Genomic DNA, 26,333 nt, shown 5'->3' with positions numbered 1-26,333 from the left:
CCTGACAACCACAAAAGGAAGGTTCCGATGACTTACAGTACTTTTTCCTGGAAGGCCCTGCTGGTCACGGCGGCGTTGACGCTGCCGACCCTGGCATTCGCGGCGGACCCCGCGACGACCAAAGACGGGATACTGGTCGATCACAACGGCATGACGCTCTATACCTTCGCCAAGGACGCCAATGGCAAATCCATGTGCAACGATAAGTGCGCCGCCAACTGGCCGCCATTGACGGCGGCGTCCACCGACAAGCCCATGGGCAAATGGACCGTGATCACCCGTGACGACCAGAAGAGTCAGTGGGCCTACAGCGGCAAGCCGCTCTACACCTTCGTCATGGACAAGAAGGCCGGCGACATGACCGGTGAAGGCAAGATGGACGGGGCCTGGAAAGTCGCCAAGCCTTAGTTGGGCCCTCGCGATGAGGGGCCTGGCCCCTCATCGAAACCCGTAATCCGCGACAATCCCGACAAAGATCGCCAACCCGGCCCAGTGGTTGTGCAAAAACGCCTTGAAGCACTTCATCCGGTCCCTGTCCCGGGTGTACCAGAATTCCCAGGCAAAACAGCCCGCCGCCGCCAGCAACCCCAGGTGGAACCAGCCGCCCAGCTCGAACCGCGCGCCGGCCAGCAACAGGCACGCCAGCGCCAGGCCTTGCAGGGTCAGAATGATCGCCCGGTCGGCGTCGCCAAACAGGATGGCGGTGGATTTCACGCCGATCTTCAAATCGTCGTCGCGGTCGGTCATGGCGTAATAGGTGTCGTAGCCCACCGTCCACAGCACATTGGCGATGTACAGCAGCCACGCGGCGGCAGGCAGGTTGCCGGTTTCGGCGGTGAACGCCATCGGCATGCCCCAGGAAAACGCCGCGCCCAGCACCACTTGCGGGTAATAGGTGTAGCGCTTCATGAACGGATAGCTCGCCGCCAGCGCCAGGCCGCCGAGGGACAGCAGGATGGTCGTCGCGTTGGTCAGCAGCACCAGCAGGAAGCTGATGCCCATCAGCAGCGCGAAAAACACCAGCGCCTCTTTCGAGCTGATCTTGCCGCTGACCAGTGGGCGTTGCTCGGTGCGCTTCACGTGGCCGTCGACCTTGCGGTCGGCCCAGTCGTTGATCACGCAGCCGCCGGCGCGAGTGAGCACCACGCCGAGCACGAAAATCAGGATATTGATCAAGGACGGCGAGCCCTTGCCGGCGATCCACAGCGCCCACAGCGTCGGCCACAGCAGCAGGTAGATGCCGATGGGTTTGTCCATGCGCGTCAACTGAATGAAATCCCAGGCCCTGGGGTTCAGACGGTTCAAGGATTTGAGCAGGCGTTGATACATCAGCGGTTCTCCGGGTGGTCATGCACCGCGTGCCACAGGCTCGGCAGGAAGATTTCGGCGACCAGCACGCTCAGCGCCCCGCGATCGAACCGCGAGCGGCGCGCCCACAGCCCGTCGAGCTGATCCGCGGGGGGCAGCCATGGGCGCGGGTAATGGCAGACCTCGATCGCCCGGCGCGTGAAGGCGCGGTCGCAGAACAGCAGCTCGCCCAGGGAGCGGCTCCCCAGCTCGTCCATATGCAACCCGTCGCCTTGCAACGCACTGCGCGACGCCACGCTGCGGGCAAACACCCACGGCTGGCCATGCCCGCGCAAATACACCTCGCGCACCCAACCGATGCTGGCCTGGGGCAGGTCAAGCGCCGCGCACTCATCGTTGCGCAACGGCTGCCAGCCTTCGCACAGCGGCGTCACGCTGAAACTGTCGCTGGACAGCCCCGTCAGGCGCCGCGTCAGCGAGCCCTCGTCGAACAGCCAGTCAAGGGTCAACGGCGCGGGCAGGGGGCTCAGAAGGCTCTGGGTCAGCCATTGGCAAGCATCGGGAAGGGCGATTGAGTGCGGCACGGTGCGTCAATATTGGCAGCAAAAGAGGCGGCGAGCTTACCATGGCGTCCGGCTCTTTTGCCGGGCTGAACCGGTGCCTTGTGTCGATCGTACTTGCATCTGCAGGCCCCGATCAGTACAAAACGCGCTGAGCCGCACGGCAACGCGGGATCTATCGACCGTCGGCCAACCTGCCTGGACCCTGAGGAAGCAAGTAAATGAAGAAGTGGCAATGCATAGTCTGCGGCCTGATCTATGACGAGAAAGACGGCTGGCCGGACGACGGAATCGCTCCGGGTACCCTGTGGGAGGACGTTCCGGAAGACTGGCTGTGCCCGGACTGCGGCGTGGGCAAAGTGGATTTCGAAATGATTGAAATCGCGTAATCGCGAATTTAAGAAACGTACTACAAGGAGAAAGGAATGAACGCACCTGTCGTGATCATCGGCACAGGGCTCGCCGGTTACAACGTGGCCCGCGAGTTTCGCAAGCTCGACAGCGATACCCCGTTGTTGCTGATCACCGCGGATGATGGGCGCTCCTACTCCAAGCCCATGCTCTCCACCGGCTTTGCCAAGAACAAGGAAGCCGATGGCCTGAGCATGGCTGAACCCGGTGCCATGGCCGAGCAACTCAAGGCCGAGGTACGCACTCATACCCGTATCACCGGTATTGACCCGGGCCACAAGCGCTTGTGGATCGGCGAAGAAGCGGTGACTTACCGCGACCTGGTCCTGGCCTGGGGCGCGGAAACCGTGCGCGTGCCGGTCGAAGGCGACGCCGCGGAGCTGATTTTCCCGATCAACGATCTTGAAGACTACGCCCGCTTTCGCGCGGCAGCCGTCGGTAAACGCCGCGTGCTGCTGCTTGGCGCCGGCCTGATCGGCTGCGAATTCGCCAACGACCTGATCCTCGGCGGCTACGAAATCGACCTGGTGGCACCGTGCGAGCAAGTCATGCCGACCCTGCTGCACCCAGCGGCGGCCGCAGCGGTACAAGCCGGGCTGGAAGGCCTTGGGGCGCGCTTCCACCTGGGCCCGGTGCTCAACCGCCTGCAACGCAGCGCCGAAGGTCTGGAAGCGCACCTGTCGGACGGTGAAGTGATCCAGTGCGACCTGGTGGTCTCGGCCATCGGCCTGCGCCCGCGTGTCGACCTGGCCGCGGCTGCCGGCTTGCAGGTCAACCGTGGGATCGTGGTCGACCGCCACCTCAAGACCTCCCACGCCAACATCTATGCCCTGGGCGACTGCGCCGAAGTCGATGGCCTGAACCTGCTGTACGTCATGCCGCTGATGAGCTGCGCCCGCACCTTGGCCCAGACGCTGGCGGGCAATGCCACGGCCGTCAGCTACGGGCCGATGCCGGTCACCGTGAAAACCCCGGTCTGCCCGCTGGTGGTTTCGCCACCGCCACGGGGCACCGAAGGCGTGTGGAGTGTCGAAGGGCAGGGCGCCGACATCAAGGCCCTGTGCCGCGATGCCAGCGGCCGCCTGCTGGGCTACGCGCTGACCGGCAGCGCCGTGATGGAAAAACTGGCGTTGAACAAAGAACTTCCGCCGCTGCTGGCGTAAATACTGGTCGTTCTGTCGGAATAACCCTATTTTTCACCCTAGAAAGGTCGCCACGAGACTGGCGCGGCGTCCGAGGGCATGCCATCCTCACTCCCGTCTGCCGCAGAGTAGAGCCTGCGGCGCCTTGGGCGCTGCTCCATTAGAGAGCAGCACGGACATAACAACAAAAAACCGTCAAAGAGGCTTCACTTATGCGTAAACCAGAACTCGCAGCCGCCATCGCTGAAAAAGCGGACCTCACCAAAGAACAGGCGAATCGCGTCCTCAACGCCGTTCTCGAAGAAATCACCGGCGCCCTGCACCGCAAGGACAGCGTCACCCTGGTTGGCTTCGGCACCTTCCTGCAACGCCACCGCGGCGCCCGCACCGGCAAAAACCCGCAAACCGGTGAGCCTGTGAAAATCAAGGCCAGCAATACCGTTGCGTTCAAGCCGGGCAAGTCGCTCAAAGACAGCGTCAACCCGTAATAGCGGTATCGTCTCGAAGGGGGCGGGGAGGTAGAAAAAGTGGGCACGCCGACTGGGTCGGGTGCCCATTTTTTGTGCGTGTGGAAAAGCAATCGAGGCGCAAGGAGGGGGCTCACGGCTTATACAGTTATTAATATTAGCGGGGCAGAGTTTTTTATTGTTTGTAAAGGACGATTACTTACGCACTGGAACTTAATGGGTATGAGGCGCCACCTATTAGTCGAGATTGCAGGGACGCGCTCAAGACTATTTTAAAGAGGTGTCTCAATGAAACTCACTGATCTAACTTATATTCCTCCAATTACTCCATCACCTCAGCCAACTGTGCCAGGAAACTCAGTTCCGTTGACGTCGGGTAATGGGCAGCAAACGGCTGACTCCTCGAAGATTGTATATGGTTCGAATGCGGGTAACGGAGGGGGTATTGAATATCCCACGGCGAGTAATGAGAAAATAGGTGCTTCTGAGTTAAGTGGCGCTACTAAGGCTGGCGGAGGACGCAGGGGGGGAGGGTCAAGTGGACATGGAGGTTCCGGAAGTGGATCGAATCCAGGTTCGAATCCAGGATCGAATCCAGGATCGAATCCAGGATCGAATCCAGGATCGAATCCAGGTTCGAATCCAGGATCGAATCCAGGATCGAATCCAGGATCGAATCCAGGTTCGAATCCAGGATCGAATCCAGGTTCGAATCCAGGTTCGAATCCTCTGCCAAATGGGCAAGGAGGTCCGAATCCTCAGGCAAATGGATCAGGGGGCTCCAATCCTCGGTCAAATAAACAAGGAGGCTCCCATCCTCTGCCAAACCCCAAAGCCGCGTCACCTGGTATTAAGGATTCTTTAAAGACCACGCAAAATATTAACGATCTACACGATAAAAATGGGTTCTCGCCGCTCTCTTCTGAACTGGCGTCCAGCGCGCGCAACTCACTTATCAGTGGGGGGGTAAATTCACTGGTGAATATCCCCTTGAATGTGGGGGAACATTTGGCTTCCAAAGCCATCATCGATAGAATCGAAGCGCAAGCTGCAATGCCAGGCGCGGCAAAAAAGAACGCGGACGGCACGACCACGACCGTAGACCCGGCAGCAACAGAAAAGCAAAAAATAGACGCGCGCCTCGAAGACAGTGAAATAAAAACAGAGTTGATGGTCAACCAGATCCTTTCCATTAACGAAGGATCTGAGGCTAATGCGGTTAGTAAAAAATCGGATGCACCAAAAGACACAGCCGGGCGCTTGACCAATCAAGAAAAAACCATGGATGGCATAGAAGCCCAGTTGCAAGACCTGGGTACACGATACGACCTTGTTTATAAACCGTATGAAGCGCCGAAGTCGTCGGATGCACCGACTGACAAGTCTCGTATGGATGCGATTGAGCTGCGCCACAGGCACATGAACAGAATGATTAAAAGATTGATAACGCTTGTAGAATCGGATGTAACGTAGTTTTGATAGAATCTTGATTCAAGAGTGGAGAGTGGCGGATTTGTTTAGGCAAGTCCGCCCTTTAACTTTGAAGTGTTTTTCATACTGTGCAACTGAACCGCCATGTGGGTACGTAGCCTCATGGGCAGATTTTCTGACAAGCTGCATTGTTGTATTGCCGGATTTTGCGTCGAAGTCATCAACCTGGTGCCAGGTATAGTGTTTCTTGGCGCTTCTAGGAATACCTGCTTTTTTGTAGGCTTGAGTAAAGTCGCGCGATCTAGAGCCTTGCATCTTGATCGTCACGATATTTCTGTGTGAGCCTTTTATCGGATACAGGTCACTGCTGCCAGTAAAGTCCACCCCTGCATACGCCCAGCCCCATGGATCGGCCCATCCAATTGGGTTTGGCGCGTATTGGTAAAGATTGAGGCCACCTTCCAACCCAATCGGATCCGGCGTAGTAAACCACCCCACATCCGGATCATAAAACCTAAACGTATTGAAATGCAGCCCCGTCTCCCGGTCCAGATACTGCCCCTGAAACCGCAAATTCTGCTCTTCAATGTAATAAGGCTCGCGCACCTCTATCTAGCGTGTTACCCAATATCTGATATGTTACCTGCCAGGCCCTGTGTCTGGGGTCAACTTCCCAGCACCGCGCTTCACTTCAAATATATGTGGTTTGCCGTGGCTGTCTTTGGCAACAAACGGAAAATTTCCGCTGCTGCGCCTCCAATTCAAAAGTCTCATCGTAGATCTGGCGACGTGCGATTTTAATTGAGCCAATAGGATGGGTTCCTGCCATATATCAATATAGAACCTTGCTGTTAGTCCTGGGTTTATTAAACGGGGTATTTATTTGATCTGTGATTTTAAATAAGTTTGCCTCATGTGATATAGTTGAAGTTCGTCGATGTTTATTCCGGATTCTTAAGTTTGTCCGGAGGCAATTTTCGCACTTCCTTACGTATAGCGTTATAAATGCTATCGATTGGCTCCGACATCTGGATTTTTAATGCATCAAAGACCTCTTTTACACCTTTTTCGTGGTACTCAAGGTATTTTTCATAGCCTGTAGGGTCTTTGTTGATAGGTTGGCTGGGCATTCTCAAGGAGTAGCTCACTGCTTTATTTCTCTTAGATACCTCAGGGCCTGTAACATTTAGGTCCAGTAGCCCAGACACGCTTGAGTCCCTCAGGCTCAGCCAATAATTGTCACCATATTTTTTATCGAACACTTCGGTGTTTATTATCTGGCGTTCGAGTTGTTCTCGAATAATTCGGCTAACATGGTGCGATACATAAAAAACAGCAGCGGGATCTGGGAAAAGTCCGCTTATGGCGATAGGGTATGGGTTGCGCATTATTTATCCTCTCTTATTTGCCACATAGCGATTTAGGGCCTTTATAGCTCTTTTTGTTTCCTTCAGGAATCAGTCCGCCAGTTTTTTGTAATGTGCATCCAATTTGGCAGTTTCGATGGTCTTGGCCGCCTGGGTCGTGCTTATGCCGCTTTCTAGAACGGTACCCTTAATCGTTTTACCAGGATTCAGCCGTTCTAATTTTTCTACTTGTTGGTGAAGTCTGGTCGGGTTGCCGCTGGATTCTGTTACACGGTTCATATCGGCCTTGCCGTACTTGTACAGCTCACCGTCTATTCGAATTTCGTACACACCGAAATTACCTGCAGCGCCGTTGGTGTTGAGATTAAGAAGTCCCCATGGGTCAATCCAAGAGATGGGATTTTGTGCGTATTTGTAGAGGTTGATTCCCCCCGTCAACCCAATCGGATCCGGCGTAGTAAACCGCCCCACATCCGGATCATAAAACCTAAACGTATTGAAATGCAGCCCCGTCTCCCGGTCCATATGCTCCTGCAACAACCGCAGGCCATCCCACATGAACCGGGTCTCGCCCAGCGGATAGCCGTCGCGGCCATGCTCGGTTTTTTCAATGCGCCGGCCCAGCGGGTCATAGGTCATCCTGAGCACGCTGCCGTTTTCATTGCGTACTTCAATCAGCCGGCTTTCGGCGTCGTAGGCAAAGCGCTGCACGCCGCGTTTGGCGCTGCGTTTTTCGATCATGCGGCCAAAGGCGTCGTAGCGGTAACGCTTGTCCTGGTAGGTCAGCAGTTTGTTATGCACCACCAGCCCGGCGCCGGGTTGCGGGCCGTCGAGCAGGTTGGCGGCGGCATGCTCGAACTGCTTTTGTGCCGGTGTAGGCAACGGTGGCGTGAGCGCAGGTACACGCGCGGTTAGTCGTAACAATATTGCTCTGTCAGGTCGCAGAGTGTATGAGGAGCAGCCAGTAATCGGGATGCAAGAGGAATATACCCCGGAATCATTTTTTGCTGTTCATCACCGGATCCGCGAGGTTTGTGTCGCCGTCATTCATGCGCTGCAAAAGTTTGACTGCTCGAGAGAAACCTTGAGCAGCAGAGCGCTCCAACCACTGCCGGGCTTGTTCAAAATTCTGTTCGACTATCCATCCATCAACGTACATTTTACCCAGATCAAACTCTCCATGGGCATCACCGGACTCAGCTCTGGGGAAGTGGAATTTCACCTCTTTAGAGATCGTATCAATTTCCCAATAGTCGCGCTTGTTTGCTTGGAAAAGGCGAATGGTTTGATCGTCCACCCATTCAACAGCGCCTAGCAGTGATTCGAAAAGTCCCAGCGATATGCCAATTCGTGTGGCAGTAAAAAACTCGGTTGGTGTGTTTTTGGGGCCTTGCACCAAGACGCCGATATTAATGTATCGATCCGTGCGCCAGGCGGCTGACGCCGTGAGCGTTTTAGCTGGGTTTTTCAGTGAGCGGCCTGAAGTACCGGAAAACTGATAGCCACGTTTGACAATCGCTGCATGAAGTTTATGTATTGGGTCGGTATCCCAACCTTTGAGAGTTGCTAATGATAGGAGCGCCTCATTGATATCGTCGATAAAGCACTGGCGAATAACGGCGTCTGTAGCTTCCGTCGGCAGGTCCTGTAAGTGCTTGAAAGGATGAGAGTAGGTGCAAACATTTGTAAGTGTCAGCTCTGCTTCCTCTGGCGCTTGCTGAAGAACCACTTTGGCAACTCCACCAGTAGAAAGCTTGCAAGTGGTCGTTAGAAGATAAATATAGAGTACGGCGGCCTCTCGAACGCTGTGAGCCTGCAGGCGGTCTGTAGTTGGAATAATTTCGAGTGTTGATAAATATTTGCTCATTAGAGTTTCTATCTCGTCGCATTTGGCAGTGAGTTGCCCACAGGATTAATCCCGACTTTTGGAAATGAAGGTGTTTGACCTGCTCGCTGAGCGGCTACTGAGTAGCCATTGACTCTACCTTGTTCAACTTTAAGAGCCTTGGTGCGTGTTACATTTTTTCTGATTATGGCGGACTCGTATTTATCAGAACTCCCCCTGTTAAGTCTGCGTACCTGCGACTGCGCTCGGTAAGATTTCCCATTTTTGGAAATTTTCCCACCGCTGATACCATATTTGTACACCTGCCCAGTCGTTTTGTTACGAATGACGTATACATGATTTACCTTGTTATTTTGTCTGGAATTTCCGTTTGCAGCGCCGCAAGTTTTCCATCCCCATGGATCGATCCATGCAATCGGATTTGATGCGTATTGGTAGAGATTAAGCTCTCCGTCCAACCCAATCGGATCCGGCGTAGTAAACCGCCCCACATCCGGATCATAAAACCTAAACGTATTGAAATGCAGCCCCGTCTCCCGGTCCAGATACTGCCCCTGAAACCGCAAATTCTGCTCTTCAATGTAATAAGGCTCGCGCACCTCCTCCAGTGTGTTGCCCCACACCCGATACGTCGCGCGCCACACCGTTTCTCCATCTGCTTCGGTCAGTTGCTCCGGCAATCCGTTCAGATCGTTGTGGTAGTAGCGGATTTTCTGCAGCGGGCCGATGCCGTCGACTCGGGCCAAGGGTTCGTAGCCTTCGTCTTCATAGACATACAGGCTCGTCTGACTGTGTTTATGCTCCTGCAACAACCGCAGGCCATCCCACATGAACCGGGTTTCGCCCAGCGGATAGCCGTCGCGGCCATGCTCGGTTTTTTCAATACGCCGGCCCAGCGGGTCATAGGTCATCCTGAGCACGCTGCCGTTTTCATTGCGTACTTCAATCAGCCGGCTTTCGGCGTCGTAGGCAAAGCGCTGCACGCCGCGTTTGGCGCTGCGTTTTTCGATCAGTCGGCCAAAGCCGTCGTAGCGGTAACGCTTGTCCTGATAGGTCAGCAATCGGTTATGGCGCACCAAGCCGCCAGAGGTTTGCGGGCCGTCGAGCAGGTTGGCGGCCGCGTCGTAGGCGAAGGTTTCGCGCTGGCCGCGCAGGTTGTCCTGGCTGGCGATGATGCGGCCGGTGGCGTCGTAGTGCAGCAGTTGGCGATGTTGCGCTGCGGGTTGCTGGTCGAGTTTGCCGATCAGGTTGTCGGCGGGGTCGTACTCGAAGTGTTTTTGTGTGGCCGCCGGCATCAACGAGGGCTGGCTGGCGTGGCGGCGCTGGCGTGCGCGCAGGCGGCCGCTGCGGTCGTATTCGCTGCGGGTGCTGAGTTGGCCTTGGGTGCGCAGCACTTCGCGGTGCAGGCGGTCGCGTTCGAAGTCGCTGATGACCTGGCCGTCGAGGTTGAGCTGGTGCAGGTGGCCGCTGCCGTAGTAGAGGCGATTGAGCCAGCGGCCGTCGGGCAGTTGGGTTTGGATCAGGTTACCGAGTTCGTCGTAGTGGTGGTGCAGATTGCCCGCTGAACTCTGTTCGGCAAGCAACTGGCCAAGGGCGTCGTAAGCGAAACCAAGAGCCTGGGTATTGCCCTGCAAGTCGGTGAAGGTGACGGCGGTTAGCTGGTCCACTGCATCGTAGCTGTAGTCGGTGCGGCCATCGTCGGTGGTCTTGGCAATCAACCGGCCAACCGCATCGCGCTCCAGCCGATGAATGATGGGGGTCGGTGGCTCCTCGGGAACTATCGCCAAGCCATTGCCATAAGGCGCCGCAACGGCGGTCACTGCCGTGATGTTATCCAGCCGGTCGTAGGTGTAGCGCTTGGCGCTGCCGTCGAGGTCTTGTTGTTGGGTCAGCCGATCCCCTGCATCCCACGCGAACCGATAGCTTTCGCCGTTCTCGTTGACCAGCGCTTGCAGCCGCCCATAGCTGTCATAGCCGAATTGCACCTGCCGGCCATGGGCGTCGGTGCGCTGGCGTACCTGGCCGCGACGGTTGTGCTGGTAGAGCGTGGTGTGCCCGGCCGGGTCGGTGTAGCCCACCAACTGACCGCTGACATCGCGCTGATAGCGCTCAATGCGTCCGTCCGGCAGTTGGCTGCTGAGCAAACGCCCGTTGGCGTCATAGCTGAATTGAGTGCGTTCGCCGAGGGCGTCGGTGATGACCTGCAAATAGCCTCGCTCGTCATAGCTGAAGCGCGTGGGGTAACCCGAGCAGTCAATGTGCTCGACCAGTTGCCCGAACGAATTCCACCGCAGCTTCTTGCGTTTACCCGTGGCGTCGACGATTTCCACGACCTGTCCATGGGCGTCGTAGCGATAGCGAGTGATATGACCCAGCGGATCGGTTTCGGCGATGCAGTTGCCGCGCGGGTCGTAGCGATACTGCCAGCTGTGGCCGGCGGCGTCGGTTTCCACCAGCGGTAAGGCCCAATGTTCCAGCCACAGCGTCGAATCGCTGCGGCCCAGCGGGTCGGAATCGTCGATCAGGTTGCCGGCCTCGTCGTAACTGTATGCGTAGCGCCCACCCTGTGGATCGGTGGCACTGAGCAATTGGCGTTCGTCGTTCCACTCGAACAACCAGGTCTGGCCGAGGTTGTCGCTGTATTGAATGATCTGATGCTGGGTATTCCAGTGGCGGCTGCTGACGCGTTGCAAGCCGTCGGTAATGCGGGTGAGGCCGGCTTTCAAGTCATAGTCGAACTGGTAGGCGTCACCCTCGTCGGTCCAGTGCCGGACCACGCGCCATTCCAGGTCTTCGACCAGCGCCCATTCATAGAAGCAACGCAACCCGGTGGGCAACTGATGCTCCACCATCCGGCGCCCGGCGTCGTAGGCGAAGCGCCGCTGCACCTGGCCGGTGGTATCGCGTACCTCAGCCAGATTTCCCGCCGTGTCGTAGGTATAGCTGACGAGCACTTCGCGGCGTTGATCGGGATAGATGCGTTCGATATGGGTGACGCGTTCACGCTCGCGCACCAGTTCGACTTGCACCAGATCGAAAGTATCGCGCAGGCGCACCAGGCGCCCGGCGGCGTCATAGTCGACGTGGATACGGTTGTCGTTGCGGTCACCGAGCTGAGTCAGGCGAAGCAAGCCAGCATTGGTCGGGGTCGGTTCGAACAGCCGGTACAGGCCGTCATCACTTTCGATCAGCAACTGCCCGTTGAGGTGGCGCCGCACGGAGAGTCCTTCACCGGCGCTGAACACCGCGCCGCCCAGGGCAATCGAGCCCATGTCGATCGGTCGGCCCTGCTCATCGGTGTAGACCAGCGTATCGCCGCCGTCGGGATGAGGGCGGATCTCGACGCACACCTCATAGGCGACACTCCAGCCCGCGCCGAACAGACTGCCGGGGCGTTCGTCGCGGCTGTTGTAGATGCGTTGCCAGTCGATTGGCAGGATGCCGGGCAGCACGAAATCCAGCTCCTCGACATCGCCCAGCACTTTCGCGCCGGTCGCCGCATGCACCGGGTTGGACGAGCCCATGGCCGCGTTGGCCATCGCGCCCATTGCACTGCTGACCGCCATCGAAGTCGCGCCGCCGATCAGCATGCACGGCAGCTTGCTGAAGAACTTGCCCTTGCCGCCCTTGAGCATCAACAACGCCGTGACTGCGAGCCCGACGCCGGGTGTCTTGCCGCTGCGGATTTCCCGCACCACCACTGAGCCGCCGCCAATCGTCACGTTGGGTGAAATCAGCCCGGAAGACACCACGCTGGCGTCGCACGTACTGCGGTCGCCGCTGCGCACCGCTGGTTGGCCATTGATCGTGACCTTGGACGAACCTTCGGCGAGAAACTGCGGCGGCATCGGTGGATGCTTCATGCACGCGACCAGGTCCAGCGGCTTTGGCACGGCGCCTGGCGCCGGAGTGGCAACCGTGGGGCGCCACATCTGCGAGAAGAAACTCTCGGCCATGTCCAGATAACTGGCCTCGGGTTCCGGCTCGGGTGCTTCCAGTTCGGTGCCTGCCGGCGCCACATGAGAGCTGATCGCCCCGGCGGCCCGGGCGGCAGGGATGTTGTTGGTCAGGGTATCGGTTGAGCCGGTGAGAATATTCGCCTGTACCGTGGGCGGGAAAAGGGCATTGCTGAAGCTATCGCATAAGTTTGTCAGGCCTTTGTCTGCACCGGTCTTGCTCATGGCAAGGCCAACAATCGTGCCCACTACCGCGCCCAACAGGAAGCACCCCAACCCGCCGGTCACGACGGTAATCCCTGTGGCAGCGACAACGGCAGCAGTCGCCACGGCAGTGATCGCGATATTGGCAGCCACCTCCAGCACACCGCCGAGGATGTCGGCCATCATCGAGGTGTGGGCCAGCGCATCGCCCATGCGAGCGGCCCAGAGTGCGTCAGACATACGCGGTGCCCAGGGCCGTGGCGATTTTCTTGAGACCTTCCATAGTCAATCAGTTGCTCCCTCGTCTGGTTACGGCATGCTCATCAAGGCTGTTCGCAGGCGTTTGATCAGCCGCGGATCTTCAAGGCAGTCGACAGGCCGCACATTGTCGAGAGCGGGAACTTTGCGTTCGATCCACCACAGCCCTTCCTTGAGCCCTCGCTTGCCTCGCAGCACAACGGCCACGTCGAGGTCGCCGGCCAATGCTTGCGCCAGGGTGCGCGCGTCTTCGTCCAGATAGTCTTCTTTGTACAGCGCTACCATGCTTTGCCAGTCGGCATCGCCGGGGTATTCATCTTCAAGTGGCATGATCAGAATCCTGCAAATGATATTAAGTTGCTGCCGGTCGGGTTTCGCGCGGATGGGGCAAGAATCCCATCATAGCCATTGGCTTTTGCCCAGCTGCCGATCTGGTGAGTTTCGGTGTATTTGTTACCCGTAATGCTTTTGAGTGATACGCCTAACTGTTTGCGCACGTCGGCGCGCGTTAAGTCCAGCACGTTGTTTAGCTGCACCTTTTTGCTGACCAGTACCCGTGTGGACAGGTCGACATCCCAGTGGGTGACTTCGCCCAATGCGGTCTTTCGCGAGTTGGCGCCATACACGCCACCCAGTCCCCTGGCCGTGTACCGGTGTCGGGACTCCACATTCCACTTGTGTGCCTGCCAGGTCGTACCGATGCGTCCGGGCTCCTCGAATCGATACACCGTGCGATTGACCTTACGCCCCTTGGGTGGGCTTGAGCACTTCATCAGGCCCAGCGGGTCGATCCAGCTCAGGGGGTTGGGTGCGTACTGGTAGAGGTTAAGGCCGCCGGCCAGGCCGATAGGGTCGGGCGTCGTGAAGCGTCCGATCTGCGGATCGTAAAAGCGCAGCGTGTTGTAGTGCAGCCCGGTTTCTCGATCCAGGTACTGGCCCTGAAAGCGCAGGTTCTGTTCTTCGATGTAATAGGGCTCGCGGGTTTCCTCGACGGTATTGCCCCAGACTTCATAACGCGCCTTCCATACCGTATGGCCGTCGCTTTCCGTGAGCTGCTCGGGCAGGCCATTGGGGTCGTTGTGATAGTAGCGAACCTTTTGCAGAGCCCCGAGGCCATCGACGCGTGCGACGGGTTCGTAGCCCTCGTCGGCATAGATATAGAGGCTGGTCCGCTGGTTGCAGCGCTCCTGCAACAACTGCATCGCGTCCCAGGTGAATAGCGTCTGGCTCTGCTGGACACCGTTACGGTCAAACAATGTTTTGGCGATCCGTCGGCCCAGCGGGTCGTAGGTCATTTTGACCGTGGAGCCGTCGTTGTTGTTCACCTGCCCCAGCCGCTGCTCGGCGTCATAGCTGAAGCGTTGGGTGCCGCGCTGGGTGCTGTATTTTTCGACCATGCGGCCGAAACCGTCGTAGCGGTAACGCTTGTCCTGATAGGTCAATAACCGGTTGTGGGCCACATGCCCGAGGCCATCTTGCAAATTGGCGGCCGGGTCGTAGGCGAAGGCTTCACGTTGACCCAGAAGGTTGTCCTGGCTGGCGAGAATGCGACCGGTGGCATCGTAGTGCAGCAGTTGGCGGTGTGTCGTGCCCGGGTGGCTGACAAAGCGCTCGACCAACTGGTCGCTGTCGTCATAGCCAAAGCGTGTTTGCGTTGCTGGCACCAGCAGCGACTGGTCCTGTTGCCGACGCTGACGGGCGCGGAGTCGTCCGCTGCGGTCGTACTCGCTGCGGGTGCTGATACGGCCCTGGGTGCGCAGGACTTCCCGGTGAAACCGATCACGCTCGAAATCACTGATGACCCTGCCATCAAGATTGATCTGGTGCAGATGCCCGCTGCCGTAGCGCAGGCGGTTGAGCCAACGGCCGTCAGGAAGCTGGGTCTGAACCAGATTGCCCAGCTCGTCGTAACGGTGTTCCAAACTGCCGGCGGCACTGTGTTCGAGAACCAGTTGGCCGAGGACGTCATAACCGAATCCCAGACTCTGTTGGCCGTCACGCCCGGTGAACGTGATGGATGTGACTTGATCCAGCTCGTCATAGCAATATTCGGTGCGCCCATCCAGGGTGTTCTTGGCGACCAGCCGACCTGCGGCATCCCGTTCCAGGTCGTGAATGATGGCTGTCTCGGTGCCGTGTACTGCGATCGTCTCTACCTGCGTGACGTTGTCCAGTGGGTCGTAGGCGTAGCGCTTGAGACTGCCGTCCAGGCGGTGTTCCTGGGTCAACCGGTCGCCGGCGTCCCAGTCGAACCGGTAGCGTTCACCGTTCTCGTTGGTCAGGCTTTGCAGGCGGCCGTAAGCATCATGGTTCAACGTCACGCGGCGGCCATGGGCGTCAATGCGCTGATGTAACTGGCCACTCAGGGCATGCTGGAAGTAGGTAGTGTTGCCAGCGGGGTCGCGATAGCCGATGACCTGACCACAGGCGTCGTGCTCATAGTGTTCGCTGCGGCCGTCGGGCAATTGCTTGCGGGTGAGTCGGCCTTGATCGTCATAGCTGAACACCGTGCGCTCGCCCAGTGCATCGGTGCTGGTCAGCAGCAGGCCGCGCTCGCAGTAGCTCAAGCGAGTGGTCATTCCCGAACAGTCGGTGTGCTCGCTTAACTGGCCGAGCGGCGTCCAGCGCAGGGTTTTGCTCTTGCCACTGGCATCGGTGATTTGCACGACTTGCCCGTGGGCATCATGACGATAGGCCGTGACGTTCCCAGCAGCGTCGGTTTCGCTGACGCAATTGCCGCGCGAGTCGTAACGGTATTGCCAGGTATTGCCTGCGGCGTCGGTTTCTGCCAGCGGTAGTGCCCAATGTTCCAGCCACAAGGTCGATTCGCTGCGTCCCAAGGGGTCGAGCGTCTCGCTCAGGTTACCGGCTTCGTCGTAGCTGAATTGGTAGTGCCCGCCGTTGGGATCGGTGGCGCCCAGCAGTTGGCTTTCATCATTCCATTGGAAGGCCCAGGTACGTCCGAGCACATCGATAGACTCGATGATCTGATGCTGTTGATCCCATCGGCGGATGCTGATTCGCTCCAGCCCGTCGGTGATGCGGGTGATGCCAGCGTCCAGTTCGTAGTGGTAATCGTAGGTGTCCCCGGCGTCTGTCCAGTGCCGGACCACACGCCACTCACGGTCTTCCACCAGGGCCCACTGGTAGAAACAGCGCAAGCCTGTGGGCAATTGATGCTCGACCATACGCTGCCCGGCATCGTAGACAAATCGACGTTTAACCTGGCCGTCGGATTGACGTACACAAGCCAGATCGCCACGGCTGTCGTAGCTGTAATGCATCAGCACTTCGCGGCGCTGGTCGGGGTAAAGCCGCTCGATCTGGCTGACGCGGCGCTGCCAGGTTGCGTCGTATGCCAGTTCAACCTTGACCAGGTCAAAGGTGTCCCGAAGCCGCAGCAGGCGACCGTCGTTGTCATAATCCAGGTAGATACGGTTGTCGTTGCGATCACCTAATTGACTAAGGCGCAGCAAGGTAGCGTTCTGTGGCGCCGGGTCGAACAACCGATACAGACCGTCGGCACTTTCGATCAGCAACTGACCGCCCAGGTGGCGCCTGACGCTGAGCCCCTCGCCAGCACTGAACACGGCGCCGCCCAAGGGGATCGATCCCATGTCGATGCGTCGGCCTTGCTCGTCGACGTACACCAGGTGTTCGCCGCCTTCCGGGTGGCGCAGCAAGTGGACGCTGACCTCATAGGACAGGCTCCAGCCGGCACCGAACAAGCCATCCTGGCGCTCGTCCCGGCTGTTGTAGAAACGTTGCCAGTCGATGGGCATGATGCCAGGCAGGGCAAAATCCAATTCCTCGGAACCGCCGAGTACCTTGGCTCCGGTACTGGCGTGAACAGGGTTAGGCGAGCCCATGGTCGCATTGGCCAGGGCGCCCATGGCCTGGCTGACCACAAACGAATTGACGCCTGCGAGCAGCATACAAGGCAGGTTGCTGAGGAACTTGCCTTTGCCCCCTTTGAGCATCATCAAGGCGGTAACGGCGAGGCCTACACCCGGTGTTTTGCCGCTGCGTATCTCGCGCACCACCACTGAGCCACCGCCGATGGTCACGTTCGGCGAGATCAGCCCCGACGACACCACCGTCGCGTCGCAAGTGCTACGGTCGCCGCTGCGCACGGCGGGCTGACCGTTGATCGTGACTTTTTCCGAGCCCTCGGCGAGAAACTGCGGCGGCATCGGAGGATGCTTCATGCACGTCACCAGGTCCAACGGTTTGGGGACTGCGCCGGGGGCCGGGGTGGCGACGGTAGGGCGCCACATTTGTGAAAAGAACCCCTTGGCCATATCCAGGTAGCTGGGCTCTTCGCTGTGTTCCGGCTTCGACGGTGGTTCTTCGGCTTCGGTGCCGGAGGGGGCGACATGGGATGGCACCGTGCCGGCTGCCCGTGCAGCGGGGGTTGAGTTGATCAGGGTGTCAGTGGAGCCGCTGACAATCGTCGCCATGACGGCGGGAGGGAACAGCGCGTTGCCGATGCCTTCGCACATCGTGCTCAAGCCTTTGTCGGCACCGGTTTTGCTCATGGCGATGCCGACAACCACGCCGACGACGGCACCCAACACGCACGCGCCCAGCCCCCCCGTCGCAACGGTGATACCGGTCGCCGCCACCACCGCAGCCGTGGCCAACGCCGTTATCGCCACGTTAGCCGCGACCTCGAGCACACCGCCAAGGATGTCGGCCATCACTGAGGTATGGGACAAGCCATCCCCCAACCGTGCGGCCCAGAGCAGTGCGTCAGACATTGAGGCGCGTCGTCACTGTGGCATGTCGAAGGACAGCGAGTTTTTGATCAAAGCCCAATGCGCCGCCTCGGCATCCCCCAGCGTGTCTGCCTTGACGTAACTCAAGGCGAGCATCTTGCGCGTCCCTGGCAACACCAACGCCAGTTGATACTGGAACACCTTGTCATTGCCCTTGTTGAACTGGCTGCGCAGCTCGATACCTTCCACCTCTTGGGCGGCGCCCAAGCGCACGGTGACGCTCGGTTGGCAGCGCAAGTCCTGCACCTGTTTTTCCAGGCGCTTGAGTTGGTCGTCGAAATTGCTGTGCAGGGTTTCGCCTTCGGCGAGCAGGCTGCGGCTGACGATCAGGGAAGTGCCCAGTTCGGGGAACTTGAGGATATTGATCGACGCGTCCTGCAGCTCGCCGGCCGGCAGTTGGAACTGGAATTCGTTGATTCGGTACGTCATGGAAGACAGGTCTCGTCAGGAGCTTTTAGGCGCGGGGAACGCGGCTTTGATGTTGGCGTCGATGCTGGCTTTTATGCCTTGGCCATCGGGCGTCGCGCCGGGGCCGCCGCCATTGTTCAGGTGCAGCACGCCGCCGGTGTTGAACTCGGCATCGCCGCTGGCGTAGAAGCTGATTTGCACGCCGGTGAGGTTGATCTGCCCGCTGGCGTTCAACTCCAGGATGCTTTCGCCGCAGACCAGGCGTAGGTTTTCGCCCACTTCGATGACGTAGCTCTGGCTGATGCTGTCGGTCTTCCTCTGGCCCACCGAGAGGATGTCTTCCTGCTTGACGATGCGCAGGCGGTTGTTGCCAATCGTCACCGTCTCGTTGTGCCCAATACTCTTGTTGCGGTCATGCCCCACCGAATGGCTCTCATCCACCTCGACGACGATGTCCTGATTGCGCTCGGCATGGATATACAACTGCTCCACCCCCTTCTTGTCCTCCATGCGGATTTCATTGAAGTTGGCCGGCGTGCCGCCCTTGCTCGAACGACTTTTCATGCCGCTCTGGGTCGCGTTCTCCGGCAAATCGTAGGGCACCGTCTGCTCCGCGTTGTACACCCGCCCAGTAATAATCGGCCGGTCCGGGTCGCCTTCCAGAAAGCTCACAATCACCTCCTGGCCGATCCGTGGGATCTGCATCGAGCCCCAGTTCTTGCCGGCCCAGGATTGCGATACGCGTATCCAGCACGAGCTGTTTTCGTTGGACTGGTCGTGGCGGTCCCAGTAGAAATGCACCTTCACGCGGCCGTACTGGTCGGTCCAGATTTCCTCGCCTTTGGGGCCGACCACCAGCGCGGTCTGCGGGCCTTTGACGATGGGGCGATAGGTGTTGGCCAGCGGGCGGAAGCTTTGTTGGGCATCGATGCAGGTCAGGCTGCTGTCGAACTGCGCCGAGTTGGAGCCGCCGCCGCTTTCCAGGCTTTCCTGAACGATGTAATAGCGGCAGCCGACGATCAGGTATTCGCGGTTCTGGTCCTGGCGGCTGAAGCCGGTGAGGCTGAACAGATGGCCGGAACCGAGGCCGCGGGCGTTGCCGTTGAATTCGATTTGTTCATGCAGGGTTTGCAGGGCTTCGATGCGGGTGCGCGCGTAGTGTTCGCCGTCCGCGCTTTGCACGTAGGTGCCGGGGTAGTCGTACAGCGGGTAGTCGCCGGCGGCGTGCGGGCGCGGCATCGCCGAGCGCACGTCGATGCTCGCGCTGGGGCGCTGGAAGTCGTAGTCGTTGAGCTCCAGCGAGCCCGGCTGCACTTGCTGGGCCAGGTGCCAGTTGTACAGGTGGTCGCGTTCGCGTTGCTGCTCGTCCTTGGGGTAGTACGGAATCGACGCATAGCCCGGCACCGTGGTGTGGGCGCCATAAGCGTCAGCCAGCACCAGCACGTGGCGGTCCTGTTCATGGCGGAAGAAGTAGTAGATGCCTTCCTGTTCCATCAAGCGGCTGACGAAATCGAAGCTGGTCTCGCGGTACTGCACGCAGTATTCCCACTCGCGATACGGTCGGCTCAGGGCGTCTTCAAAGTCGGAAAAGCCGAGGTCGCGGAACACCTGCTTGATGATCTGCGGGATGCTCAGGTTCTGAAAAATCCGGCAGTCCGACGTGCGGCTCAGCAGCCACAGCCACGGGCGCAGTGTCACCTGGTAGCTGGCGAACTGGCCCTGGTCGATGCTCTGGCTGCACTGCGCGACGATGCCGTGAAAGTGCCGCTCGCCGCCGTCCGCCAATTGCACGCCGACGCTCATCGGCTTGCCCAGCAACTGGTTGAGGTCGATGTTGGCGTCCAGGGAGGTCAGTTGCAACTCATAGGCGAACAGCCGCCCCAACTCTTCGCCGCCGCCCATTTGATTGAGCAACAGCACGTCCGGCCCGAGGGGGCTGGTGATCTTGGCCAGGCGTGAGGTTTGGTTGAATAGCATCGGGCGTCTCGAAAATGACTAAATAACTGAAGAAACCGAGTTCAAATGTGGGAGGGGGCTTGCCCCCGATAGCAGTGTGTCAGTTGATGTATCAGGTGACTGATTCACCGCCATCGGGGGCAAGCCCCCTCCCACATTTTTGATTATGTTTCTTCAGGTCAATCGTTGAACTGATAGTGCAATTCATTATCCCGGCTACTGATCCGCACACCCGCCAGCGCCTTGCCTTCGAGCATGCGCGTGAGGAATTCACGGCTCATGTCCGGCAGCAGGCTGTTGGTGAGGATCGTGTCGATCATGCGCCCGCCGCTTTCGGTCTCGGTGCAGCGCGAGACGATCAAATCGACCACCGCGTCGTCGTAATCGAAGGCGACTTTGTGGGTGTTCTGCACACGCTTCTTGATGCGCTCGAGTTGCAGGCGGGTGATCGCCTTGAGCATCTCGTCGCTCAGCGGGTAATACGGGATGGTCACCAGTCGGCCGAGCAGTGCGGGCGGGAAAATTTCCAGCAGCGGCTGGCGCAGGGCTTTGGCAATGTCTTCCGGCGCGGGGATGTTCGCCGGGTCTTTGCAGACCTGGGAAATCAACTCGGTGCCGGCGTTGGTGGTCAGCAGGATCAGCGTGTTCTTGAAGTCGATGACCCGGCCTTCGCCGTCTTCCATCACGCCCTTGTCGAACACCTGGAAGAAGATCTCGTGTACGTCCGGGTGGGCTTTTTCCACCTCGTCCAGCAGCACCACGCTGTAGGGTTTGCGCCGTACCGCTTCGGTCAGCACGCCGCCTTCGCCGTAGCCGATGTAGCCCGGTGGCGCGCCCTTGAGGGTCGACACGGTGTGGGCTTCCTGGAACTCGCTCATGTTGATGGTGATGACGTTCTGCTCGCCGCCGTACATGGCTTCGGCCAGGGCCAGGGCGGTTTCGGTCTTGCCCACGCCGGAGGTGCCGGCCAGCATGAACACGCCGATCGGCTTGCTCGGGTTGTCGAGGCCGGCGCGGGAGGTCTGGATGCGCTTGGCGATCATCTGCAAGGCGTGGTCCTGGCCGATGATGCGTTTCTTCAGGTGCTGGTCGAGGTTGAGCACGGTTTCCAGTTCGTTGCGCGCCATGCGGCCGACCGGGATGCCGGTCCAGTCGGCGACCACCGAGGCCACCGCCTGGTAATCCACGGTCGGCAGGATCAGCGGGGTTTCGCCTTGCAGCGCGGTGAGGCGCTGCTGCAGGTCGACCAATTGCGCACGCAACTCATCGTTGCCGCTGTCGACCACGCCGACTTTTTCACGCAACGTCGCGCGGGTGGCGAGCAACTCATCGACCAGGGTTTTCTCTTCGGCCCAGCGGCTTTCCAGGCTGGCCAGGCGCTCGCGCTCGGCACTCAGCAGGGCTTCGCTGTTGCTCTGGCGTGCCCCGATGGCGATGCCGATCGCATGCTCGCGGGCGATGATCTGCAGCTCGGTTTCCAGGGCTTCGATGCGGCGACGGCTGTCGTCGACTTCGGCCGGCACCGCATGCAGGCTGATGGCGACGCGGGCGCAGGCGGTGTCCAGCAGGCTGACGGATTTATCCGGCAACTGGCGCGCCGGGATGTAGCGGTGGGACAGCTTCACCGAGGCTTCCAGTGCTTCGTCGAGGATCTGCACCTGATGGTGTTTCTCCATGGTCGAGGCCACGCCGCGCATCATCAGCAGCGCCTTGTCTTCCGACGGTTCGGCCACCTGCACTACCTGGAAACGGCGGGTCAGGGCCGGGTCTTTTTCGATGTGTTTCTTGTACTCGGCCCAGGTGGTCGCGGCCACGGTACGCAAGGTGCCGCGGGCCAGGGCCGGTTTGAGCAGGTTGGCTGCGTCACCGGTGCCGGCGGCACCACCGGCACCCACCAGGGTGTGGGCTTCGTCGATGAACAGGATGATCGGCTTCGGCGAGGCCTGGACGTCTTCGATGACCTGGCGCAGGCGCTGTTCGAATTCGCCTTTCATGCTGGCGCCGGCTTGCAGCAGGCCGACGTCGAGGCTGCGCAGTTCCACGTCTTTCAGCGCGGGCGGCACGTCGCCGGCGACGATGCGCAGGGCGAAACCTTCGACCACGGCCGTCTTGCCCACGCCGGCTTCACCGGTGAGGATCGGGTTGTTCTGGCGTCGACGCATGAGGATATCCACCAACTGGCGGATCTCTTCGTCGCGGCCGACGATCGGGTCGAGCTTGCCGCTGCGTGCCTGTTCGGTCAGGTCGACCGTGAAACGCTTGAGTGCTTCCTGCTTGCCCATCGCACTCGGCGCCATCGCACCGCTGGCTTCGCCCGGAACGGCGCCGGCGTTGAAACCGTCGCTGGCCGTCAACGCATTCTCCGGCGAGTCGCCGACGTACTCGTCAAAGCGTTCGCTCAGGGCTTCGGCCTTGACCTTGTCGAACTCCGCCGACAAACCCAACAGCGCATGGCGCAGGCTCGGCGTCTTCAGAATGCCCAGCAGCAGATAACCGGTACGCACCTGGCTTTCGCCGAACATCAGGCTGCCGTAGACCCAGCCGCGCTCTACGGCTTCTTCCACATGGGAGGACAGGTCGGTGATCGAAGTCGAGCCCCGCGGCAGGCGGTCGAGGGCTTCGGTCAGGTCGCGGGCCAGGCGCGCCGGTTCCACGTTGAACTGACGGATGATGCGGTGCAGGTCCGAGTCCTGCAGTTGCAGCAACTGGTGAAACCAGTGGGCCAGTTCCACATACGGATTGCCCCGCAGCTTGCAGAACACCGTGGCGGCTTCGATGGCTTTGTAGGCCACGCTGTTGAGTTTGCCGAACAGTGCGGCGCGACTGATTTCACCCATGCTCTGGATTCCTTGAGGTGGTGGCGTGATCGGCGTAATGCCGGGCCAGGATTAGGTCGTTGGCATCAACCGCAGGGCGGCCGAGCCAGGTGTTGAAGCCCAGGCGGAACCGGCCGTTGAGTTGCAGCGCCGGGACTTCGGGTTGTTGCAGAACCAGGTTCAAGTCCCAGTCCAATTCATGGCCCAGGTACTCGGCCACCCAGGCCACCAGCTCGTTGAACGGCTGGCTGCCGGGCAGCATGCCCATGTAGTCGTCCAGCGCGAGCGGGCCCAGGCGGATGCGGAATTTGTGCTGGCGGTCCCACACATGGCTGCCCAGGCAGAAGTCCACGCCGAGCCGGTTGGCGCTGACCCCGACGCGACTGCGCTCGGGCAGTTCGAGCCATTGGCCGATGTATTCTTCGATCTCTACCGGCAGGCCGAAGTACTCGCCAAGGATCGCCTTCAAGCCATCCGGGTAGCGGGTCTGCGCCGACAGGTGGCCGCTGTAATGCAGCTTTGCCGTGTCGGGGATCAGCCCCTGGTTGAGCAGGCTCGGCATGCCCCGACCGCTCAAGGCGGCGAGGCGCGCCGACCAGTAATCATCGTCCGGGCGGTCGTGGCTGACGGTCGGCCGCGCCTCGGCCCAGGCCCGGTAGAACAGGCTCAACAGGCGATGGTGGAAGATATCCAGGAACTGTTTGCTGGTGCTGTCGGCATTGTTGCGCTGGCGTTCGCGCACGTACTCGGTGATGTGCAGCGGCAGCGGGCCGTTGGGGCCGCCGAGGCCGAAAAAGTACTGCTGCAGCCGCGCCGGCTGGCCGTCGCCAGCGGGGTCGACCGAGGCCAGGGTGGCCGGGGCGAAGGTGCAGTCGGCCTGTTGCCCGAGGCGCAGCGGGTCGTCCGCCAGGCGCAGGGACTGGCCCAGGCGCGGCAGGTCCGGCGATTCGCATTCGATACGCCGCAGCGCCTGGAAGAAATCGTATTCCCAGGGCTCCTGGTGCATCGCATCCAGGGTACTCACAGGGTCGGACGACGTCCGGGCTTGGCTTTCCATCGCATGATCTCGCCGCGTTCGGTGGTACGGATCACCGTCTCGGTAAAACTGTTGATCGACACGTAGCGTGCCAGGAAGCGTTCCAGTACCGCACCGAGCAGGAACACGCCGGTGCCGCGAAACGCGTTTTCATCGAATTCCAAGGTGATTTCCAGGCCGCGCCCAAACACGATCGGGCCGGGCATCGGCAGGCGCCGGGTCACCGCTTTGCTGCTGACTTCGCGCAGGCCTTCGATCTGCAATTGCAGGGCGGCGTCGTTGCTGTCGCCATACAGGCGCAGCAGCTCGCGCAAGGCGCCCGCGCCCTGGCCCTGTTCGCTCAGGGACAAATAGTTGAGCGACAGCTGGCTGATCAGGCGCCAGGCCTTGGCGTCATGGGCATGGCTGGCACGCGGGCGGCTGGGCCCGGCGACGCAGCGCACGGCCAGCACCGGGGCGCTGTCGGCGAGGGTGAAGTCGGTCTTGCCATTGCCCACGCTCATGAACAGCGGCAAATCGCGGTTGGTACACAGCGCGCTCACGCCGAGTTGGCGCAGGTCGTGGCGATAGGGCGCTTGCTGGCTGTCCACCAGGCTGACGAAGGTTTCGCTGCCCACGTAGGTGGAGCGCGGGCCGTTGCGCCGCTGGTCGCTGGACAGCACCCGCGGCTCACGGCGCACGGTGTAGTACGCCTGGTCGCGGCCATAACGCGAGGGATCGCGCACCGCATAGAACGGCAGGAACGGCTGCTCCGGCCCGGTGCCGTGGCCGGTGATGCCGTCGAGGGAGTGAATCTCGAAATCCATCGGCCGCGTGCGGTCGGCGATCACATGGTGTTCGTTGACCCGCTCGGACAAGTGGATACGGTCCACGCGTTTCGGGAACAGGTTGATCGCCGGGGTGCAGAACGGCAGGAACTGCGCGGCACCGACGCTGCCTTCCAGGCTCGGTTCGTGGCGGTCGAACAGCACGATCAGTTCCAGTTCCTGGCCGTCGCAACGCTTGACCGCACGGCTCAGCTCGGCGAACTCGACGAACAGGAAGCGGTGGGGCAGGGCGAAGTATTCCTGCAGCAACCGATAGCCCTGGAACGCCCGCGCCACCACGGGCATGGCCGCGTCGGCGTCGTCGAAACCGCGCGAGCGCAGCGCGTCCTGCGGCAGGCGCTCGACCCAATCGCCCCCCGGCTTGCGCGCAAACACCGCGCAGGCATTGCCCAGTAATTGTTCGTAGAGGCGGAACGGTTGCTCATCCGCACCGCTGAGGTACAGCGGCAGGTTGTCCAGCGCGAGGCTGTTGAACGGCAACTCGGCGCCGGTGCGCAGGGTCAGGCGCAAACCGGCCTTGGCTTTCGGTTCGCTGGCCGCCAGGCGCCCGAGCACGGCGGCGGGGTTGCCGAAGTACTCGGCGTGGCTGACCTGCAACGGCCACAGCGTCACCGGGTGAGCGGTGCGGTACTCGCAGCAGGTCTGGGTTTCGCGGCCCAACGCGGCGCGCAAGACGCTGTCGCGCGGCAACGGGAAACCGCTGGCCAGGGAGCCTTCATCCGGGTCGGTCTGCAGTTGCACCACGGTCATCGACGGGGTCGGCGCCAGGTAGTGCGGGTAGGCGATCTCCAGCAGGTTGTGGGTGAAGGTCGGGTACTCGGCGTCGAGCTTGAGCTGCACGCGGGCCGTGAGGTAGGCAAAGCCTTCGAGCAGACGTTCGACGTAGGGGTCGGCGCAGTCCATGCCGGACAGGCTCAGCCGACTGGCGATCTTCGGGTATTCCTTGGCGAACTCGGCGGCGCTTTCGCGCACGTGGTGCAGTTCCTGGTTGTACAGCTCCAGCAGGCGCGGGTTCATGGGCGTCTCCGCTGGTCGGCGTTGACCACGCGCACGTGGCCCGACTCCAGGTCCAGGTCGGTTTGCAGCAGCAGGCGCAACGGCACCGGCTGCGCCCACAGGTCGCCTTCGATCTCGAAGCTCAGGGCGTTGTGGTTCATCTCGCCATGGCCGACACGGGCTTTGACGCGCAGGGTGTGGCGCAGAATACGTGGCTCAAAGGTGGCGATCGCCTGGTAGATCAGGGCTTCCAGGGCCTTGATGTCGACGCTGGAAACACTGTTGCCCGCCAGCGCCGGCAGGCCGTAATTGACCACCGAGGTGCCGGCCGGGGTGTGCAGGGTGGCATCGGCGTCGAGCAACGACGTGGTGTTGAGCAGCCACGCCAGGTCACGCAGTACCGAGGCCTTCAATTGGGTGAGGGACAGCACGCGCTTGTCGGCGCTTTCCTTCGGGTTGGTTGGGTCGTCGTCGGTCAACCGGTCCAACAGGGACGGTTGCAGACGGTCGCGGGAAGCGATTTCAGTTACCACCAAAGCAGCTCCACGGACGGGTTGCGAGAGGGA

19 protein-coding genes and 3 pseudogenes are annotated in these 26,333 nt (G+C 60.2%); 5 read left to right on the top strand and 17 right to left on the bottom strand.

Annotation, left to right across the window (positions count from 1 at the left end):
* Positions 1-27: 27 nt before the first annotated feature.
* Positions 28-408, top strand: a complete 381-nt coding sequence (locus tag ACP7E3_RS02480) for a COG4315 family predicted lipoprotein (protein WP_046381623.1) — start codon at positions 28-30, stop codon at positions 406-408.
* Positions 409-438: 30 nt separating this feature from the next.
* Here the strand turns inward: ACP7E3_RS02480 and ubiA are convergent, their stop codons facing one another.
* Positions 439-1,329 (bottom strand): 4-hydroxybenzoate octaprenyltransferase, encoded by an 891-nt coding sequence (ubiA, locus tag ACP7E3_RS02475; protein WP_046485965.1) that lies wholly within the window; start codon positions 1,327-1,329, stop codon positions 439-441.
* Positions 1,329-1,892 (bottom strand): chorismate lyase, encoded by a 564-nt coding sequence (locus ACP7E3_RS02470; protein ID WP_193040731.1) that lies wholly within the window; start codon positions 1,890-1,892, stop codon positions 1,329-1,331. Before ACP7E3_RS02470 ends, ubiA begins: the two co-directional genes overlap by 1 nt.
* Before the next feature lie 197 nt (positions 1,893-2,089).
* On the opposite strand from ACP7E3_RS02470, the gene ACP7E3_RS02465 reads away from it, so the two are divergent.
* From ACP7E3_RS02465 to ACP7E3_RS02455, 3 genes are all read left to right on the top strand, one after another.
* The gene (locus ACP7E3_RS02465) at positions 2,090-2,257 is read left to right on the top strand and encodes a rubredoxin (RefSeq protein ID WP_046381624.1); all 168 of its coding nucleotides are present in this window, start codon (positions 2,090-2,092) and stop codon (positions 2,255-2,257) included.
* Positions 2,258-2,293: 36 nt separating this feature from the next.
* On the top strand, positions 2,294-3,442 hold the full coding sequence (locus tag ACP7E3_RS02460) for an NAD(P)/FAD-dependent oxidoreductase (protein WP_426122175.1): 1,149 nt from the start codon (positions 2,294-2,296) through the stop codon (positions 3,440-3,442).
* Between the two features lie 191 nt (positions 3,443-3,633).
* Positions 3,634-3,909 carry an HU family DNA-binding protein gene (locus ACP7E3_RS02455; RefSeq protein WP_003213368.1) on the top strand — a complete coding sequence of 92 codons (276 nt, stop codon included), beginning with the start codon at positions 3,634-3,636 and terminating at the stop codon, positions 3,907-3,909.
* A gap of 481 nt (positions 3,910-4,390) precedes the next feature.
* Here ACP7E3_RS02455 and ACP7E3_RS02450 read toward each other — a convergent pair whose 3' ends face one another.
* Positions 4,391-4,624: a hypothetical protein gene (locus ACP7E3_RS02450; protein WP_426122173.1), complete on the bottom strand. Its 234-nt coding sequence runs from the start codon at positions 4,622-4,624 to the stop codon at positions 4,391-4,393.
* 242 nt (positions 4,625-4,866) lie between these two features.
* Here ACP7E3_RS02450 and ACP7E3_RS02445 point away from each other — a divergent pair, with 242 nt between their 5' ends.
* Positions 4,867-5,361, top strand: coding sequence for a type III secretion effector protein (locus ACP7E3_RS02445; protein WP_256591006.1), 495 nt, complete (start codon positions 4,867-4,869; stop codon positions 5,359-5,361).
* A gap of 18 nt (positions 5,362-5,379) precedes the next feature.
* Here the strand turns inward: ACP7E3_RS02445 and ACP7E3_RS02440 are convergent.
* From ACP7E3_RS02440 to tssE, 14 genes and pseudogenes are all read right to left on the bottom strand, one after another.
* Positions 5,380-5,553: pseudogene (locus tag ACP7E3_RS02440) on the bottom strand (HNH endonuclease); the annotation flags it as partial.
* A gap of 150 nt (positions 5,554-5,703) precedes the next feature.
* Positions 5,704-5,977: pseudogene (locus tag ACP7E3_RS02435) on the bottom strand (RHS repeat-associated core domain-containing protein); the annotation flags it as partial.
* A 283-nt stretch (positions 5,978-6,260) separates the two neighbouring features.
* A complete protein-coding gene (locus ACP7E3_RS02430) occupies positions 6,261-6,707 on the bottom strand; it encodes a hypothetical protein (protein WP_057005220.1) in 447 nt (148 codons plus the stop codon).
* Positions 6,708-7,058: 351 nt separating this feature from the next.
* A pseudogene (locus tag ACP7E3_RS02425) lies at positions 7,059-7,535 on the bottom strand (RHS repeat domain-containing protein); the annotation flags it as partial.
* A 148-nt stretch (positions 7,536-7,683) separates the two neighbouring features.
* Positions 7,684-8,553 carry a tetratricopeptide repeat protein gene (locus ACP7E3_RS02420; protein ID WP_108525835.1) on the bottom strand — a complete coding sequence of 290 codons (870 nt, stop codon included), beginning with the start codon at positions 8,551-8,553 and terminating at the stop codon, positions 7,684-7,686.
* Between the two features lie 8 nt (positions 8,554-8,561).
* Positions 8,562-12,932, bottom strand: coding sequence for an RHS repeat-associated core domain-containing protein (locus tag ACP7E3_RS02415; protein ID WP_426122170.1), 4,371 nt, complete (start codon positions 12,930-12,932; stop codon positions 8,562-8,564).
* Between the two features lie 69 nt (positions 12,933-13,001).
* Positions 13,002-13,280 carry a hypothetical protein gene (locus ACP7E3_RS02410; protein WP_057005221.1) on the bottom strand — a complete coding sequence of 93 codons (279 nt, stop codon included), beginning with the start codon at positions 13,278-13,280 and terminating at the stop codon, positions 13,002-13,004.
* A gap of 2 nt (positions 13,281-13,282) precedes the next feature.
* The gene (locus tag ACP7E3_RS02405; RefSeq protein ID WP_426122168.1) at positions 13,283-17,710 is read right to left on the bottom strand and encodes an RHS repeat-associated core domain-containing protein; all 4,428 of its coding nucleotides are present in this window, start codon (positions 17,708-17,710) and stop codon (positions 13,283-13,285) included.
* 12 nt (positions 17,711-17,722) lie between these two features.
* Positions 17,723-18,157, bottom strand: a complete 435-nt coding sequence (locus tag ACP7E3_RS02400) for a DcrB-related protein (RefSeq protein WP_057005223.1) — start codon at positions 18,155-18,157, stop codon at positions 17,723-17,725.
* A gap of 15 nt (positions 18,158-18,172) precedes the next feature.
* The gene (locus ACP7E3_RS02395; RefSeq protein WP_426122165.1) at positions 18,173-20,113 is read right to left on the bottom strand and encodes a type VI secretion system Vgr family protein; all 1,941 of its coding nucleotides are present in this window, start codon (positions 20,111-20,113) and stop codon (positions 18,173-18,175) included.
* Positions 20,114-20,271: 158 nt separating this feature from the next.
* Positions 20,272-22,929, bottom strand: a complete 2,658-nt coding sequence (tssH, locus tag ACP7E3_RS02390; RefSeq protein WP_057004026.1) for a type VI secretion system ATPase TssH — start codon at positions 22,927-22,929, stop codon at positions 20,272-20,274.
* A complete protein-coding gene (gene tssG / locus ACP7E3_RS02385) occupies positions 22,922-23,965 on the bottom strand; it encodes a type VI secretion system baseplate subunit TssG (RefSeq protein ID WP_426122162.1) in 1,044 nt (347 codons plus the stop codon). Before tssG ends, tssH begins: the two co-directional genes overlap by 8 nt.
* Positions 23,929-25,788, bottom strand: a complete 1,860-nt coding sequence (gene tssF, locus ACP7E3_RS02380; RefSeq protein ID WP_108526678.1) for a type VI secretion system baseplate subunit TssF — start codon at positions 25,786-25,788, stop codon at positions 23,929-23,931. Before tssF ends, tssG begins: the two co-directional genes overlap by 37 nt.
* Positions 25,785-26,300, bottom strand: coding sequence for a type VI secretion system baseplate subunit TssE (gene tssE, locus ACP7E3_RS02375; RefSeq protein WP_005792513.1), 516 nt, complete (start codon positions 26,298-26,300; stop codon positions 25,785-25,787). The genes tssF and tssE overlap by 4 nt, the downstream gene beginning before the upstream one ends.
* Positions 26,301-26,333 lie beyond the last annotated feature (33 nt).

It is taken from the genome of Pseudomonas sp. PSPC2-3, from assembly GCF_049898265.1.
In the GTDB taxonomy this organism is placed as follows: domain Bacteria; phylum Pseudomonadota; class Gammaproteobacteria; order Pseudomonadales; family Pseudomonadaceae; genus Aquipseudomonas; species Aquipseudomonas veronii.
Note: the sequence above shows the minus strand (reverse complement) of the source record. Positions and strands in the feature narration are given on the sequence as shown.

Coding starts and splice junctions, on each gene's coding strand:
- tssH (WP_057004026.1), bottom strand. CDS start 22,929: ATGGGTGAAATCAGTCGCGCCGCACTGTTCGGCAAACTCAACAGCGTG.
- tssG (WP_426122162.1), bottom strand. CDS start 23,965: ATGGAAAGCCAAGCCCGGACGTCGTCCGACCCTGTGAGTACCCTGGAT.
- ACP7E3_RS02480 (WP_046381623.1), top strand. CDS start 28: ATGACTTACAGTACTTTTTCCTGGAAGGCCCTGCTGGTCACGGCGGCG.
- ACP7E3_RS02420 (WP_108525835.1), bottom strand. CDS start 8,553: ATGAGCAAATATTTATCAACACTCGAAATTATTCCAACTACAGACCGC.
- ACP7E3_RS02430 (WP_057005220.1), bottom strand. CDS start 6,707: ATGCGCAACCCATACCCTATCGCCATAAGCGGACTTTTCCCAGATCCC.
- ubiA (WP_046485965.1), bottom strand. CDS start 1,329: ATGTATCAACGCCTGCTCAAATCCTTGAACCGTCTGAACCCCAGGGCC.
- ACP7E3_RS02455 (WP_003213368.1), top strand. CDS start 3,634: ATGCGTAAACCAGAACTCGCAGCCGCCATCGCTGAAAAAGCGGACCTC.
- ACP7E3_RS02415 (WP_426122170.1), bottom strand. CDS start 12,932: ATGTCTGACGCACTCTGGGCCGCTCGCATGGGCGATGCGCTGGCCCAC.
- ACP7E3_RS02400 (WP_057005223.1), bottom strand. CDS start 18,157: ATGACGTACCGAATCAACGAATTCCAGTTCCAACTGCCGGCCGGCGAG.
- ACP7E3_RS02395 (WP_426122165.1), bottom strand. CDS start 20,113: ATGCTATTCAACCAAACCTCACGCCTGGCCAAGATCACCAGCCCCCTC.
- ACP7E3_RS02405 (WP_426122168.1), bottom strand. CDS start 17,710: ATGTCTGACGCACTGCTCTGGGCCGCACGGTTGGGGGATGGCTTGTCC.
- ACP7E3_RS02410 (WP_057005221.1), bottom strand. CDS start 13,280: ATGCCACTTGAAGATGAATACCCCGGCGATGCCGACTGGCAAAGCATG.
- tssF (WP_108526678.1), bottom strand. CDS start 25,788: ATGAACCCGCGCCTGCTGGAGCTGTACAACCAGGAACTGCACCACGTG.
- ACP7E3_RS02465 (WP_046381624.1), top strand. CDS start 2,090: ATGAAGAAGTGGCAATGCATAGTCTGCGGCCTGATCTATGACGAGAAA.
- ACP7E3_RS02460 (WP_426122175.1), top strand. CDS start 2,294: ATGAACGCACCTGTCGTGATCATCGGCACAGGGCTCGCCGGTTACAAC.